Here is an 11,942-nt window from a genome sequence, read left to right as displayed (position 1 = left end):
CCATTATCCTTGTGACTGTAGAACTGACATCATGCTTTTGATCTGCGCATTCGTCATCGTAAGTTCAGCCTGATATTTCAGACTGTTATCTGCGAAATTGCTGCGTTCCATATCCATGTCAACGGTATTTCCATCCATGGCCGTCTGGTGTGGCACCCGATACAGCAGATCCATCTCCAGACGTTTTTGAGGCTGAACGGGAATATGTCGATCGGAAGTCAGAGTTAGCCCAATTCCATTCCCCGTTACACGACCATGTGCCATTACCTTCTTCAATTGAGCAGCAAAATCAATATCACGCGCCTGATAGCCAGGGGTATCCGCATTGGCGATGTTGGCAGACAAAATTTCCTGCCGCTGGTTGCGGAGTGCCAGCGCTTCTTGTCGAAATTGAAAGGCGGCATCTAATTTATCGAGCATATTCCTCCCTCGGGTCTGTTCGTGAAATTTGCAGGGTACAAGCTCTAAGCAGCTAACAGAATAAACCCAGAAGAAAAAGGTGATTCGAAGAATAGAAACAAATTGAATTGCTATTTATCCCATTAACGAATAATCAATCGAGTTACACTATTAACATCCAACAGGTACTGAATATTTTTTGAAATCATGGTTCGCTAACAGGGTTAAGGGGGATGACATGTCGACATTAAAACTTATCGGATTCCTTGCCATTTTCCTTAATTTATTTTTTAGTACGTCTTTAGCTTGGGGGAGCAATCTACCGCAATCGATCAATGATTATTTCAGGCAGATTCATCACACACCAGGTCATAAAATCACGGTGGAAATCAAAACGCCTGAGCAACATTGGCCGACTTGTGAATTTCCTGAAATACAGCCGTCACTTGGCAACAAAAATTGCGGCAATCTTTCTATCCCGGTGACTTGCGGTCAGCAACGCCGATTTATTCAGGTCTACGTCAACGTCATTGGTCCCTATTTAGTTTCTAAGCGAACGATTAATCGCAATACCGTACTGACAGAAAAAGATTTCCAAACAAAAACGGGAGCTTTAGATAAGCTGCCAAACGACATAATCCGTAACAGTAAGGCCATACAAAATGGTATTGCTATCCGCAACATACCTGCCGGACAATTCATCACACGCAATATGATTCGGCGTCCATGGGCGATTAAAGCTGGACAAAATGTAGTCGTCACCGTAGATGGGCACCATTTTCAAGTGCGTTACGAAGGAAAAGCGATTAACAACGCCGCGAGTTTTGATAATATCCGTGTCCGCTTAGAGTCCGGGCAGGTTATTACTGGTGAAGCCCAAGAAAATGGTAGTGTAAAAATGATGTTATAAATGGCTAAAGTTTTATTTCTTCAAGCCGATATAACCAACAGACCATGATTTTACAGGCATGCCAGCGGTATATCGCCTGCTACCTAAGACAAATAGATAATGCCTGATTAAAGGATTACGATTATGAGTATTGAACGCACTCAACCTCTACTGGCTATGGCTGCTTTACAGCAACGCAATGCCAATGAAGGGGCTCAGATCACTCGAAGAACTGTGGCTGTCGCAGAAAAAAGCGCCGATACGCAAGTCAAACTGAGCGAAGCGCAAAAAAAGCTCGTCCAGCCAAGTAGCCAGGATATTAATATCCAGAAAGTACAACAATTGAAAGAAGCCATTGCACAGGGAACACTGACGATGGACAGCGGTAAAATTGCTGATGCCCTATTCAGAGAAGCCCTTGAAAATATGGAATATGATAAATAAACCATCAAATTCATAAAGAGCCATAAATGGAAGAACTTCAACTCTTGCTTGAACAGCAAAGTGCGCATTTAAATTCGCTTTCGCACACGATGGCAGAAGAACAGCGCATATTAAGCGAAGGTTTTATTGAAGCGAATCATTTACATCGAGTCACGGAGCAAAAGGCATTTTTGCTTTCAGCACTTGATCACGCAGAACAAAAGCGCCAGCAACTAAACGAAACGCTGAAAATAAATGAGCCTTATGCTAACCATGAAAGATTGGCAATATTATGGGAGCAAATCGGCCAGACGGTTGAACGTATCCGTGATTTAAATACACACAATGGATTTTTGCTGGATCAGCATATTAAGTTGAATAGTAAGGCAATTGCTTTTCTGAAAAGTCATCACAGTCCTTCTCTTTATGGTGCTGATGGGCAAGCACGTCATAATTCAGCGCTATCGGGCCATAAGATTAGCGTTTGATTTTTTCATACTGCTTTAAGCAGTAATATCTACAGACCTCTTAGGTGATGCGTTGATAAGAGGTCTGTTTCTGTATATTTATCTCTTTCCTCCCTACACAAGAAGGCATAATTTTTATGCTAATATCCAATTTTTTGTCTTAACTTTCTCTTACGCGTTGCATATATACTTATATTCAAAAAGTGACAGATAAAAATTAATTTACATTCCACAGACACAAGCCTAACTCTGCGGGGGAAGATTTCGTGTTATATACATTATATACATCATATTCATTATACCTTCGATAGTAGATCATGTTATTTTTGCGATGCCAAATTTAAATAAATCATCCCCTGTATTAGGATCGAAAATAAATAAACTTAATCTAAGTTGAAATATTATTCATAGCTCATAGTAAAGGTGGCTGTCGCATTGGCTATCCCTGCTTTAACGTTACCATACCGATAATAACGCGCTTTTAAAGGAATAGTGACAGGTCCTTCTGTTGTGGTTTCGATATATTTAATTTTTTTACCAAGGGGAATAGGAGTTGCCTTCTTACCATCTAAAATTTGAATACCAACACCACTGGCGACATTGGTATCAGGATTAAGTTTGATAATGCCTTTTTGGGCGTCATAAACGCCTTGAGAGCCTGCCTGCAAGCGCATGTTAACTTTAATACGTGCATCACAATTTAAAGGAATATCAAATGCCTTTTCCGCTGCTGTTGAGCCCACTTTGGGTAACTGCATTTGCGTGATCGTGTCTAATGGTACTTGAATATGACTATCATTAATGGAACACGATCGTACTTTAACTGTTATCTTACTCGCAGTAAATTTAAACTCTTGGGTCTTCCCTCCACGATTGGGTACGATAACAATAGCCCCTAATAATTGGGAAGTATAATCACCTGGATTGATTGGGCCAATTTTGTAGAAGTCGAATTTGAGTGCAAGGCTCAAATTAGCAAAACCATTGACCTGTACCTTCTCAGAATAAATTTTCCGGGTATTTAAACCAGAAAATACTTCTTTGTCAGTGACATATTTTCGATTTTCTCTAACATTATGTGAACCTCTGACGGTATATCCAAGACCACTATTGCCCAATTTAAAAATTTTACGGTTTTTAAAAGTGTTTCCTGAAAATACTCCATAGGCTTTTATACCGACAGATATATCTGTAATATCTGCCGGCAAATTTTCGCAGGTTATTGTCTTAATAGAATCTCTTACAACCAGTTCATCAATTGGCGAAAGAAAAGGAGCATCTAACGGAATAGATGCTTCAGCTTGGGGTAATGTTTCATCACCGCCAGAACAACTGGCATACACTTTACCGAAAGAAAAAAACGCAGAAGCCAACAATAACCATGGATAAATAAATATTTTCATCGGCCATTCCTCATATTAATTCTATAATTTATTGTTATATTTCCCATTATTAATACAGAAGATATTGTTAACGCAGAAATAAAATAGCCATCATTGACACTCTTCATGTAGCGAAATCACCATTGCTTTACTTTCAGGCAGATGAAAACGCGTTTTACATTGTTCAAACTGACCATTCCCCCATTGAACAGATAATTGGCCTTGTTCTGGAACCCCGCCGAAATAAACATCTCCTCCACTGCCAACAATACTGTGATTTGTAGTCAAGGCATGAAGTGTATTTTTTTCATTCAAGGTAACTATTGCGCCAAAAGGAATGGGTTTGCCCTGATAAGTCAAGGTGAACAGCACCCGGCGACCGATTCGTGTTTGGAAGTCAGCCACGACCACAGCTCCCTGCGTTGGAATGACAGTCTGGATATTAGACCCGATCTCCACGCCCTCCCCAAAAGAATCCGGTGACAAGGCGATACGATTACGGTGATAGGGGCTGACATTAGGCAATACGGCATGACCTTGTCCATCCGTTTCAACGCCGTTATAGCCAGTGACTTTAATGCCAGAAGCTCCAGACGTTTTGACCAAAGCAATGGTTTCCCCCAACGGTTGCGACCAGGTCAGGCCATGACGATGGGCAACCACGCCCCCTCTGAGACCGTAGCTAATCTGTTGTGAATCATTACCGTAGTGATATCCGCCAGACAACACACCATGACAGCCTTTATAGTTAAGGTTTATATTGCCGCTAGTGCCCTGTTCATGATTATCATGGCTCTGCTGTAAGGAGTAATTTAATCTACCTAAGGCGGTACCACTCAACCCAACTGATTGGTTGATATCACCCCGACGATTATGATTAATGCTATAAGTCGCCCAGCTACTTGTATTTGGCAACCAACGTTCGAGGGGAATCTGTACATTAAATGCCAGTTGATTATCGGCCATTGAGTCACCTGAACTCATATTTTGGACGTAATTCAGGGTGTAATGGATATCGGCATAACTGACACTGTACCCGACATTTAAACTGCGGGTAACGCCTCTGCGTCCCCAATCATTCTGTAGATAACCGGAAAAATAGAGACTGCCATAATCCGACAAACCCTGGCTCAATGTGAACTGAAGTTTATGTTTATTCTGATGTAATGGTTCATCATATGCCGCTCTGTTATTGATGTCCTGAAATTCGTAAAAATACGGCGAAGGGTAATAATAACTGGTCAGTGAAAAATTCGTGCCTGTCTGTTCAAAGTCTTTGGCATACTGTACCCGATAGGCCCAACCCCGTTGTTGGCCTTTATGGATAATATCAGCCTGTGACTGCGTAATATCAAACGCCAGCGATCCCCAATGACCAAGACTGTATCCTAAACCAACTGCATACGCCTGATAATTTGAAGACAGCAACATACCGCCATACAGGGTTGCTGCATATGGCAGACCATAATAAATCCCGCCCTGTGTAAAGATTGGCTGATAGGCATCTGCACGCGAATCACGATATTTTCCCAGCGTAAAATTGTATTTGAAGTGCCCTTCCCTCAACATAACAGGAATTGATGAAAATGGTTGAACAAAGTGACGTTCACGCCCATCAGCTTCCCGAATGGCTACATCCAAATTTCCCCCAGAAGAGGTTGGGTAAAGGTCATCAATCACAAAAGCACCAGGCGGAACATTTGCCTGATAAATGATATATCCGTTTTGACGAATAGTAACCTGAGCATTACTTTCTGCGATTCCCCTCACAACCGGAGCAAACCCCCGTTGACTATCCGGCAACATGTTATCATCCGACATCAAGGTGACACCGCGAAAAGCAAATCCACTAAACAAATCGCCTTGTGTATTTGTCCCACCAATCACAAGCTGGCTTTTTAGCGCATGAATATCACGCTGCAAAGAGGTATTCAGATTTTCCCAATATGATTTATCACCACTATTTTTGCCAAGGTTCCGATAGTAGGTGGAGTAATTCCGTAAACGCCAGCTTCCCCAATTCAATCCACTACGTAAATTCATATAGAAATTCTTCGTACCAGAATCGTTTTTACCCCAGGTATTTACACCATTGAGATCATAGCTGGCCCATAATGCTGATTCTCCTTGCTGCCAAAGTGATGGATCAATCGCACCACGAGCTGCTGCTGCCATTGCTGCCTGAGGAATAGTGATCGACAGAGTTTGTTGGCTCAATTGTAATGATGCGTCGGCATAAGGAATAACATCAGATAAATCAGTAAATTGCTCATTCGAATTCAGTTTTGGAAAAGCAGATGTATTAACCCCCCAGTCAATCAATTGCTGAACTGATAAAACAGGTTGAAGTTTCTTCGCGGTTCCCATCACAAATTGGATATCTTGTGTACCCTTATCCTGATCATTGACGCGGATAACAACCCTGTATATTCCTGGTGCACTGCCACCTTTTTCAGAAAAATAACTTAAATCGGGTAGTGGAGCAGACGGATCATGGATTTCCAAGGCATTTAAGTCAAAGAGTTCACTGGAATGCCCGGCAACAGGTATCACCAACAATACCCCCAACAACATGACCATCAACAACGCTAACCGCTTATAGACAGCAAGAATAATCAATCTCATGACTCTAAACATCTTCTGACTGATAAGTTATTGCACAAGTGATAATGTTTGATATTGGGGATCAGTGATACCACCATAATCATTGATGGCTCTCCAGGTAACGGTATTACCAGAATCTATAGGCAACGGCCATTGCCGACGGCTAAACGGCGCTATCATGCCGGTTTCCGGTATGGCACTTTTCCCAAGCGTGATCTCATAAAAAGAGACATAAAAAGGCGTTGGATTCTGCACCATTAATTGTCCTGCTTGCCGGGAAAAAATAAGTTGTTGATAGGCCTTCGCAGCGCGTTGTTCGGTCAGCCCTGCCGGACGATAAAAAAGTTTTATCCGGTTTTTCAGCGAGATCAGTAAGCGACTTGTATCATTTTTATTCAGGGCAGGAATAGCCTTAACATTAAGCCAAAAAACAGATTCACGATCCTGTGGTAATGCGCCATTCATGAGAATAATTCGCAAACGATTTTCTTGTTCACCATCTAAACGAAACAAAGGTGGTGTGACTAAAAATGGTGTTTTTTGACCAGAAGATTCAATCGTAGGGGTAAAAATATCTACCCAGGACTGAATAAGATATACATTTTCTTTGCTGTCATTGATGACGGAAATGGCGACTTCACGTTGCGAGGCTTCATAGATCACCCTAGTGCTACTGAGTGATATTCCCGCGTGGACAGGGGTAGCAAGGAAAACAGGCAGAAAAAATAACAACCCGATCAAAAAATGTTTTGACATAACGATATATCCCTACACAAATTCAAGATAAGGGATACCCCACCAAACACGGTGGGGATATCACAAAGGCAATAAATAGAAACGTAAGAAATTGGAACTAATCGTAACTTACGGTAAAGTTCGCATTAGCTGTCACTAAACCTGCTTTAATATCCGCTATATCTTTTGTTGCCACATATTTAGCAATAAAAGGTAATTCTTTATTAAAAGCAGTATTTCTAGCCGGTAAAGTATCAACATCTACAGGTACACTTCCTATTGCGATTTGCGAACCATCTGATTTCTTATAAATACCAATGCCGACACCAACTGCGGCAGAACCCTTTGCGTTATTCCTCAGCACTTTTGTATCGTCACTATCTGCACCACCAGTAAATGCGACCTTCACTAAAGAGCTACCCGATGACTTACAATTTTTCAGCTCAATTTTAAAATCTGTATCACCTTTAGCGTCGCTTTTGGCTGTAAAATCCCCCACGCCAACATCAAGCATATTGACACTACCACTATCACCCACTACAGCAGTAGAGCATGTTCCTTTAGTTACTTTACCCGTAAAGGTAATATTACCATTATTACTAGCAGCAAATACGGAAACAATCATAGAACACCAAACCACCACTATAACAGCAGATCTCATTAATAAATTCACTTCGTTATTCCATTTATATTATGTGTATGTATAAAACTCATCGAGAAGAAAACATCTTTCGATCAAAGTCCCTAAAAATAATAAATTAATATCAATAAAAATCTAATACGCTTTATTTAAAAATTAATAAATGCAATCCTTTAACATCAAAAATCCTTAATAAATACACTACCAACGGTCGAAAAAGAAAAGAAAGATATACTTATCTCTATTTTCTTCCCAATATCAGTTTGACAATATGGTGAATGATAATTTCTCTTCTTTTCGTCAATTTATACAGTCACACATGTATAAAAATAACCAAAAAAAGTGTTTCGGGTTAAAAAACACCCATTATGTTATAAATATGTTGATTAAATGCTATAGAGGAGAGAGCATCCATATATAGGAAAAACATAAACACGGCCTCCATGCCAAATGCTATTAAATAAATTTAGCTTACAGAAATATATTATATGAACAATATTAATAAAACCCCTATTACTAATGGAATCAAGATACACTAACTCATTTCGTCGTAAAAATTGTTATTAACTATTTATAAGAAACAATTGATAGATAAAAACTATTAAAAATGCTTATTTCGATCGTTATTTACTGTCAATCACTCAAAATTTTCGATTTCAAGATCAAATAACAAGCACACCAACCAGTCTGAAATTTAACCAATCATCACTAAAAAACGAATTCTCATATTTGTGTACTATACTATCCTGAGCAAGATAATATTCTGAAATAGCATATTATTAATATAAAATAGTTATACTTTAGCTAACTTTATACTTATAAACACCGCATAATGGTTATTGTTCTATTGATAAACTGAAACTCTCATTAAACTAAAAAATTCACCATAATATATTCATGAAACAAATTAGTTAAATTTTATATATAAACATTAATTATAACGGTAATTATTGAGATCTATGATGCTTGAATTAAGATTCTAATCAAATCGCATACTAACTGATATAAGAATTTCTCCGCCCTTAATGCAGCAATCACACCATTTTTCATGGAAACCAAAAAGTAAAAAATTCACTTAACCAGATGATAATTTTTTACTTTCTTTGATTAAGTTTTTTCGTTAGTTTTTTCACAGCCAATTCTGCGGCAGTAAAATTTTGATCGGCTTCTAACGCTTTTTGGTACCATTCCAGCGCTTTTCGCTCATCTTTTTCAACACCTAACCCATTTTGGTATAAGTAACCGATATTGAATCTTGCTGCTGGGCTGACACCTTCCGCTGCTTTCAAATACCATTTCATTGCTTTTTGATAATCTTGTGATACTCCATAACCATTGCGGTACAAAAAACCAATATTATTCTGGGCAGTTGATAACCCTTGCTTTGCCGCCTTAAGATACCATTCCATCGCTTTTTGATAATCTTGCGGAACAATTTCTCCAAGATCATAAATCATACCTAAGTTATTTTGTGCACTAGAATCTCCCAACTCGGCTGCTTTCACATACCATTCCATAGCCTTTTGTTTATCTTGCTTAATACCAAAGCCATTACTATAAAAATAACCAATACTATTTAATGCCTTAATATGGCCTTGGTTGGCAGCATTTAAGAACCATTTCATAGCTGTGGCATAGTTTTGGGGTACTTCTATGCCCTTCATATAAAAATAACCAATTGTATATTGAGCTTCAGAATCCCCTTTACTTGCTGAATTCAAACAAACTTGGAGAGTTGGTGGTTCAACTTTACAAGTTGAATCCTTAGCCCAAGCAGTAACAGAAAAATTTATATAAATAAGAAGAATAAAAAATAATAATCGACTCACAATATTATTACCTTATGTTGCATAGTTATCCAACAGATTTTCAATAGATTTTACAAAAGCACGATCAGTTGAATTAGAACTTGTTACTTCAGACAACCTAAGTATTTCATCAAAAATATCTTCAAAAAAATGATAAGACAATGTTAGTCTAACTTCATCTAATTTATGGTATACCCAAGGATAGTTTATTTTTAATCTCCTTGCTGATTTAGATAACTTTTCTACAATTCCATAATTAGACAATAAAAAAACCACAGCATTTGCACCCTTAATGATTCCTTTCCCTTTTCTGAGAAAAAAACTATTTTTAATAGAAATTATATTTACCATGTTATGAACAATAGTAGCTACAATAATACTTCTTATCATACTATTTTTTATTAACTCAGGAACAAATTTAATACCAAAATCAATAAATGCTATTTCTGTTCTCTCTTCCACCATACCAGTAAACGTTTCAAACCCTCTATGTTTTTTTATTAAACCCTTACCTACCAACATCGCAACCAATAACTCTTTTCTTTGGCCTGAAATATCATCCAAAATAGAAGATAATATTATTTCTGCCGCTTCAGATAAAAACTCATTGGGATTCAATGCTTCCATCAATAGATAAATGGCTTCTGCATTTTCTTTCATAATTAGTGGATTAACTGATAGCATCTTTTCCCTGACAGACCGCACTATTATATTAAATGGAGCATATTCAGTATACGTATCATCTAATCTATTAAGACCATGATAACTATTAACAAATAAATCTTCAGTGCCTCTTACCCAACTATTCTTTTCAAAAATTTCATCAGCAGACATGAGGCTGCCACACTGATCATAATAGATAGACTCATCCAGACCAGTATATCGCTTACCACCACATGCCTCCCTGAGTTCTGCATTTTTTCTAAGTGCGCGTATAATTCGTTTTAATACAAGGATTCTCTTTTCAAGCGCCTGATCAACACTTATCGGTTTATTATCTCTGCAATAAACCCATCCTTCATCATTTCTTGAGCAACTTTCCATAATTTCCCTCTAATCACATTTTTTATGTCAAACACGGTATTCAAGGATATTCCTGTAAAGCTCCATCATACGAATAGAAAACACAATTATAAAAATTTATCTTTTGAGTATAATCCGTGATGGGTTGAAATTTCAACACCATTATCGAAAATCATCCTCTTATGAGGTTATACATATCTCAAACCCATTAAAATGGTAAACTTCAAAGTGATTAATAAACTTAATTTAGAAATAAAAAAGATAACCTGTGCGAATATTATATAAAAAACAATAAACCATAATTATGGAATATTTTATTATTATGTGATTAATGCCTAAATTTAAATGAATAAACCCTAGACATCAAAAATTGTTTTTGATAATGATGAAATTACAAAACATACATAAGGAGAAATTAGATGGCTAACTTAATTTATTTGACACTCAAAGGTGACAAACAAGGATTGATTTCCGCAGGATGCTCATCTCTCGACTCAATTGGCAATAAATGTCAGATAGGTAATGAAGATAAAATATTTGTAATTGAATTTAATAGTTCCATTACTCGTGCACAAAACGTTTCACATCATCCCGTAGATTTTATAAAACCTATAGACAAATCCTCGCCTTTAATATTAATGGCTATCTCAAACAATGAGAAACTGACATTAGAATTCGAATTTGTTAGAACTTCTCAAAATGGTGCCCAAGAAAAATATTATCGCATATTGATAAAAGGGGCTTCTATTGTCGATTACTCAACAAGATATCCACACAATATTAATCATGCCGGAGCACAACCAGAGGAATATGTCTCTGTTACTTATAATGATATTACATGCAGGCATCATTCTGCAGGAACATCTGGTTATAGTATCAGAGAGGAACGTATTTACTAATATTTACCCATCAAACTCTATAGTAAATTTGAAAGATGGAGAGTATAAATTATCCATTTTATAGATATGATTTAAAAATTAACCATGAAAATTATATCATAATAGATAATAAGTTAATAAGATAAATTATCTGCATTACTGTTATAATCAATAACCCGATAACCCGATTTTCCACCTGTTCTTATGAAATCGAAGATAACACTTTCTGAGTCTGAACGAATTACATTGCAACAACTGGCCTTGAATCACCCACACCGGGACGTCCGTACGCGAGGAACGGGTTTGCTCATGCTTGCCAGAGGCGTCAAGCCGTCCCAGATCACCGCTGAGATAGGATGCAGTCTCCGGGTTATCTACAACTGGGTTCACACATGGCACAATTCCGGGATTGCGGGATTATTAGGGGGCCATGCCGGCGGCCGGTATCTCGCTATGACGCCTGAAATGATTGCCACTGCGGTCGAAGCGGCCAGCGCAGAGTCCCTGACGCTCGCCCGAATAGCCCAGTGCGTTGAGGCAAGGCATGGTTCCCTGCCCTGTACGCTTGAAACGCTGGCGAATACCCTGAAAAAGCAGGGACTGACCTATAAACGAACCCGCCTGTCGCTTAAAAAAAGCGCAACGAAACGGAGTTTGCAAAAAAATCCGCCTTGCTGAGCAAAATTAAGGCCGG

12 protein-coding genes are annotated in these 11,942 nt (G+C 38.3%); 5 read left to right on the top strand and 7 right to left on the bottom strand.

All coding sequences use genetic code 11. From position 1 onward, the window contains the following. Positions 1 to 3 precede the first annotated feature (3 nt). Complete coding sequence (flgB, locus tag Xenpb_RS10865; protein WP_187654338.1) at positions 4 to 420, bottom strand: flagellar basal body rod protein FlgB; 417 nt, start codon at positions 418 to 420, stop codon at positions 4 to 6. A 217-nt stretch (positions 421 to 637) separates the two neighbouring features. On the opposite strand from flgB, the gene flgA reads away from it, so the two are divergent. The 3 genes from flgA to Xenpb_RS10850 all read left to right on the top strand — a co-directional run bounded on the left by flgA (position 638) and on the right by Xenpb_RS10850 (position 2,199). Continuing rightward, positions 638 to 1,309 carry a flagellar basal body P-ring formation chaperone FlgA gene (gene flgA, locus Xenpb_RS10860; RefSeq protein WP_187654337.1) on the top strand — a complete coding sequence of 224 codons (672 nt, stop codon included), beginning with the start codon at positions 638 to 640 and terminating at the stop codon, positions 1,307 to 1,309. A gap of 123 nt (positions 1,310 to 1,432) precedes the next feature. Next, positions 1,433 to 1,732: a flagellar biosynthesis anti-sigma factor FlgM gene (gene flgM, locus Xenpb_RS10855; RefSeq protein WP_099114478.1), complete on the top strand. Its 300-nt coding sequence runs from the start codon at positions 1,433 to 1,435 to the stop codon at positions 1,730 to 1,732. Between the two features lie 26 nt (positions 1,733 to 1,758). After that, complete coding sequence (locus Xenpb_RS10850; protein WP_187654336.1) at positions 1,759 to 2,199, top strand: flagella synthesis protein FlgN; 441 nt, start codon at positions 1,759 to 1,761, stop codon at positions 2,197 to 2,199. A gap of 380 nt (positions 2,200 to 2,579) precedes the next feature. On the opposite strand, the gene Xenpb_RS10845 is transcribed toward Xenpb_RS10850, so the two are convergent. The 6 genes from Xenpb_RS10845 to Xenpb_RS10820 form a co-directional block, all read right to left on the bottom strand. After that, a complete protein-coding gene (locus Xenpb_RS10845; RefSeq protein ID WP_187654335.1) occupies positions 2,580 to 3,581 on the bottom strand; it encodes a fimbrial protein in 1,002 nt (333 codons plus the stop codon). Between the two features lie 90 nt (positions 3,582 to 3,671). Next, positions 3,672 to 6,185 carry a fimbria/pilus outer membrane usher protein gene (locus tag Xenpb_RS10840; protein ID WP_187654334.1) on the bottom strand — a complete coding sequence of 838 codons (2,514 nt, stop codon included), beginning with the start codon at positions 6,183 to 6,185 and terminating at the stop codon, positions 3,672 to 3,674. A gap of 27 nt (positions 6,186 to 6,212) precedes the next feature. Continuing rightward, positions 6,213 to 6,920 carry a molecular chaperone gene (locus Xenpb_RS10835; protein WP_187654333.1) on the bottom strand — a complete coding sequence of 236 codons (708 nt, stop codon included), beginning with the start codon at positions 6,918 to 6,920 and terminating at the stop codon, positions 6,213 to 6,215. Between the two features lie 97 nt (positions 6,921 to 7,017). Then, positions 7,018 to 7,572, bottom strand: coding sequence for a fimbrial protein (locus Xenpb_RS10830; protein WP_187654332.1), 555 nt, complete (start codon positions 7,570 to 7,572; stop codon positions 7,018 to 7,020). Positions 7,573 to 8,633: 1,061 nt separating this feature from the next. Beyond that, a complete protein-coding gene (locus tag Xenpb_RS10825; protein WP_187654331.1) occupies positions 8,634 to 9,368 on the bottom strand; it encodes a tetratricopeptide repeat protein in 735 nt (244 codons plus the stop codon). 12 nt (positions 9,369 to 9,380) lie between these two features. Continuing rightward, a complete protein-coding gene (locus Xenpb_RS10820) occupies positions 9,381 to 10,391 on the bottom strand; it encodes a hypothetical protein (RefSeq protein WP_187654330.1) in 1,011 nt (336 codons plus the stop codon). Positions 10,392 to 10,789: 398 nt separating this feature from the next. Between Xenpb_RS10820 and Xenpb_RS10815 the strand changes: the two genes are divergently transcribed. Further along, positions 10,790 to 11,269, top strand: coding sequence for an Hcp family type VI secretion system effector (locus Xenpb_RS10815; protein ID WP_187654329.1), 480 nt, complete (start codon positions 10,790 to 10,792; stop codon positions 11,267 to 11,269). A 183-nt stretch (positions 11,270 to 11,452) separates the two neighbouring features. Continuing rightward, positions 11,453 to 11,926, top strand: coding sequence for a helix-turn-helix domain-containing protein (locus Xenpb_RS10810; RefSeq protein ID WP_187654328.1), 474 nt, complete (start codon positions 11,453 to 11,455; stop codon positions 11,924 to 11,926). Positions 11,927 to 11,942: the final 16 nt, after the last annotated feature.

The sequence above is a fragment of the Xenorhabdus sp. PB62.4 genome (assembly GCF_014467285.1).
In the GTDB taxonomy this organism is placed as follows: Bacteria; Pseudomonadota; Gammaproteobacteria; order Enterobacterales; family Enterobacteriaceae; genus Xenorhabdus.
This window is presented reverse-complemented; position numbering and strand designations above follow the sequence as displayed.

What these genes read in the sequence shown, in the direction of transcription:
- Xenpb_RS10810 (WP_187654328.1), top strand. Translation starts at nt 11,453, where the DNA reads ATGAAATCGAAGATAACACTTTCTGAGTCTGAACGAATTACATTGCAA.
- Xenpb_RS10840 (WP_187654334.1), bottom strand. Translation starts at nt 6,185, where the DNA reads ATGAGATTGATTATTCTTGCTGTCTATAAGCGGTTAGCGTTGTTGATG.
- flgA (WP_187654337.1), top strand. Translation starts at nt 638, where the DNA reads ATGTCGACATTAAAACTTATCGGATTCCTTGCCATTTTCCTTAATTTA.
- Xenpb_RS10835 (WP_187654333.1), bottom strand. Translation starts at nt 6,920, where the DNA reads ATGTCAAAACATTTTTTGATCGGGTTGTTATTTTTTCTGCCTGTTTTC.
- flgB (WP_187654338.1), bottom strand. Translation starts at nt 420, where the DNA reads ATGCTCGATAAATTAGATGCCGCCTTTCAATTTCGACAAGAAGCGCTG.
- Xenpb_RS10845 (WP_187654335.1), bottom strand. Translation starts at nt 3,581, where the DNA reads ATGAAAATATTTATTTATCCATGGTTATTGTTGGCTTCTGCGTTTTTT.
- Xenpb_RS10820 (WP_187654330.1), bottom strand. Translation starts at nt 10,391, where the DNA reads ATGGAAAGTTGCTCAAGAAATGATGAAGGATGGGTTTATTGCAGAGAT.
- Xenpb_RS10850 (WP_187654336.1), top strand. Translation starts at nt 1,759, where the DNA reads ATGGAAGAACTTCAACTCTTGCTTGAACAGCAAAGTGCGCATTTAAAT.
- Xenpb_RS10815 (WP_187654329.1), top strand. Translation starts at nt 10,790, where the DNA reads ATGGCTAACTTAATTTATTTGACACTCAAAGGTGACAAACAAGGATTG.
- flgM (WP_099114478.1), top strand. Translation starts at nt 1,433, where the DNA reads ATGAGTATTGAACGCACTCAACCTCTACTGGCTATGGCTGCTTTACAG.